Consider the following 2,709-nt stretch of genomic DNA (forward strand, 5'->3'; position numbering starts at 1 on the left):
GGGCTTTGGTACGTTCAAGGTATCAAAGCGCGCAGAACGTGTTGGTCGCAACCCTAGAACGGGTGAGCCGTTAACCATTGCCGCAGCTAATATACCAAGCTTCAAAGCAGGTAAGACGCTGAAAGACGCCGTTAACGCTTAATACACTCAGCTCCTCAATAAAAAGCGTCATTTTGACGCTTTTTATTTTTCCACCAAACCTAACCGCTATCGCCTCAATCGTAACGTATCAAAAATCACCACACCGCTATGGTACTCTGCTGTCCCCGTCCTTTGGTCAACACAATAACCGCCGCAGTTGTAAGCAATGTAATACTCTTGATTACCGACCAACGGCGACTCAATCACAAAGTAAGCGGGGAGTGATTCAGGCGCAAAGAGTTTACCACTCAGAGTAAAGCCAGTAGGCCATTCATCATCACTCACCAATGCCCCGACCTCCTTGATGATTTGCGACATATCAGCGTCACACTCTCCCTCGACCACAATAGCCACCACACCGTCAACCACCGAGATAACCGCCTCAACGCCATGATGTGTATCACTTAACGCCAGCCCGACATAATCTAGCTCATGGGTTAGAAAGACATAACGACAACCATTCTTAACCAATTTAACGCTAAGGTAGTTATCCTTTAAATCCTTAACCACAAACCCGCATTGGCCTTGATGAACACCTGCATTAACGACCACAAAAGCTTTCTGATAAGCGGGTTCTTCATCTTGGATATAACAATCGCCGCCCGCATTTAAACAGCCACACAGCACCCTTTCAGCCTCGCTCAAGCCAAGATTAACTAAACCGTCAACAATATGGTTATCAGCGCCTACGATTCTGTATCGCTGTAAGGCTTTCAATACATCGGATTTGTAGGAGCCTGCTTGTGTCTTTAAGCTGATTGGGTTGCTTGCAGAGTTAGTGAGAGTTGATGGTGCGGTCATTGAGTGTGACATGTTGATTTCTCCGTGTTAAGTACATCGTTTTTTGCTATCGCCTAACTCGCTGACCTATTTCATCGTTCTAACCTGCCAGGGCGCAACGCGGCGAAGCGAACCCTTGCCGGTTAGGTTGTGACATAGGACAGTGACGAGTTGGCGTATTAGCGAAAATGAGGGACTTGGAGGAATTGACTGACGAGAAGACAAGCAGCGTCTTACTCACACTTACGAGTGCAAGCAAGCCATGAAGTGCTTTGTTGTTGGGGAGTTAACTTGAATTACAGGCAAAAAACACCCTTAAAAATATCGGTATCTTTAAGGGCTAAATCACAATCTGGCTTTGTTATGTCTGGTTAGCTCAACGGACATGGACATAAAATGATTAGAACAGGACTGGCGTATAATCATTAATCCGTTGAGCTAATTAATAATATTCTGAACAATGCCTTTCGACAATCTTTATTTTTTATATTTTGAAGCAGGTTAATTTATTCCAACTCAACACTTAAAATCTCGTCCGTTTCATCGTCTACATCAGCCACGAAACACACCCCTGTAACGTGTTTACATTGAGAGCATGCCACATACCCCTCGTACCGATACCATGTTGTATGAGTCCCACTAAATCCATCACTTTCGCGGTCTAAATCATCCAAATTAACCGTGATAACATGTTGGCACTCGCCATTAGAACAAATTACTGAACACATAAGCACTTACCTCATGAATATAGGGCAACTACAGCTCCTGCGGTCAATTTAGCACTGCGAATATTTTTGTTGAACAAAAAAACGTTATTTTAACTCACCTATTTTACGCAAAAATCATAAAGCACTAACGAATGACACAAAAGCCCGTGCAACATAAAAAATACCGCTTTATTTTTTAATCTACAGTGCACGAAGCTGTTTAAATTAGCGTCAGCACACATTATCACCGATTTTGTATTGACTATTCAGAATGATAAATACATTAATATCACCGATATATAATACAAGCTATCTAGAAGGAACTAATCAAATGAAAATATTAAAAGTCATGTTACTGCTGCTATTATTACCATCCACATCTTGGAGTGAAAATTACACTCCTGATGGCGTCACTCCTGAAGGCTTTAGCACTAAAAAAGCCACTTCACACACTGGGAAAATTGCTCAAGTTATGTTTTTTTCAAATAACTGGACTAATTACAATCCTAACGATAAATCATTCATGGTGTTTTACATGACTCCCAGCTTGTCGACAGCTTGTGGCGGCAGTGAAGGGCGAGTTGCTATCGCGTCAGACCACCGACTATATGAGTCCGTCGTATCGGCTGTACTCTCTGCCAAAATGTCACAACAACCCATACATATAGAACACCTAAACACATGCGCACTACGTTATAACGCTTGGGATTTCGGGTATTTAAGGATGGATTAATAGCGTTACAGGCTATTTGATACCATCACCAATTAAATACATAACGAATAAGGTTTGGTACTTGGAATAAAAGCACCAAACCATACAAGAAAACACGGGTAAGCGGTACAATATTGCATTTTTGACACATGTATCGACTTACCAAAGATATATAATTATACGCCATAGTCGCTATGGGAGTCATAATGCATTCAATACAAACAAAGTTAATTAGCGTTTTATTTATCAGTTCCTTCGCTTCACTCTCATTCGCGGGCACTTCACATCACTATTTTACAAAACAAGTCGAAAAAATAGATAGTCAACCACAGACGTTACACTCATTTAATAATGTGGGAGATTATTACA

4 protein-coding genes are annotated in these 2,709 nt (G+C 41.5%); 2 read left to right on the top strand and 2 right to left on the bottom strand.

Annotated features, from left to right (window positions below):
• Window positions 1-142, top strand: a 142-nt coding sequence (locus L2748_RS23410; RefSeq protein ID WP_248957800.1) for an HU family DNA-binding protein, incomplete at its 5' end; no start/stop codon positions are given.
• 65 nt (window positions 143-207) lie between these two features.
• Here the strand turns inward: L2748_RS23410 and L2748_RS23415 are convergent.
• Window positions 208-954, bottom strand: a complete 747-nt coding sequence (locus L2748_RS23415) for a hypothetical protein (RefSeq protein WP_248957799.1) — start codon at window positions 952-954, stop codon at window positions 208-210.
• Between the two features lie 473 nt (window positions 955-1,427).
• Window positions 1,428-1,649, bottom strand: coding sequence for a hypothetical protein (locus L2748_RS23420; protein ID WP_220783620.1), 222 nt, complete (start codon window positions 1,647-1,649; stop codon window positions 1,428-1,430).
• Window positions 1,650-1,959: 310 nt separating this feature from the next.
• Here L2748_RS23420 and L2748_RS23425 point away from each other — a divergent pair, with 310 nt between their 5' ends.
• Window positions 1,960-2,361, top strand: coding sequence for a hypothetical protein (locus L2748_RS23425; protein ID WP_220783621.1), 402 nt, complete (start codon window positions 1,960-1,962; stop codon window positions 2,359-2,361).
• The last annotated feature ends 348 nt before the right edge of the window (window positions 2,362-2,709 follow it).

The sequence above is a fragment of the Shewanella sairae genome, assembly GCF_023283535.1.
GTDB classification, from domain to species: Bacteria; Pseudomonadota; Gammaproteobacteria; order Enterobacterales; family Shewanellaceae; genus Shewanella; species Shewanella sairae.

What these genes read in the sequence shown, in the direction of transcription:
- L2748_RS23415 (WP_248957799.1), bottom strand. Translation starts at nt 954, where the DNA reads ATGTCACACTCAATGACCGCACCATCAACTCTCACTAACTCTGCAAGC.
- L2748_RS23420 (WP_220783620.1), bottom strand. Translation starts at nt 1,649, where the DNA reads ATGTGTTCAGTAATTTGTTCTAATGGCGAGTGCCAACATGTTATCACG.
- L2748_RS23425 (WP_220783621.1), top strand. Translation starts at nt 1,960, where the DNA reads ATGAAAATATTAAAAGTCATGTTACTGCTGCTATTATTACCATCCACA.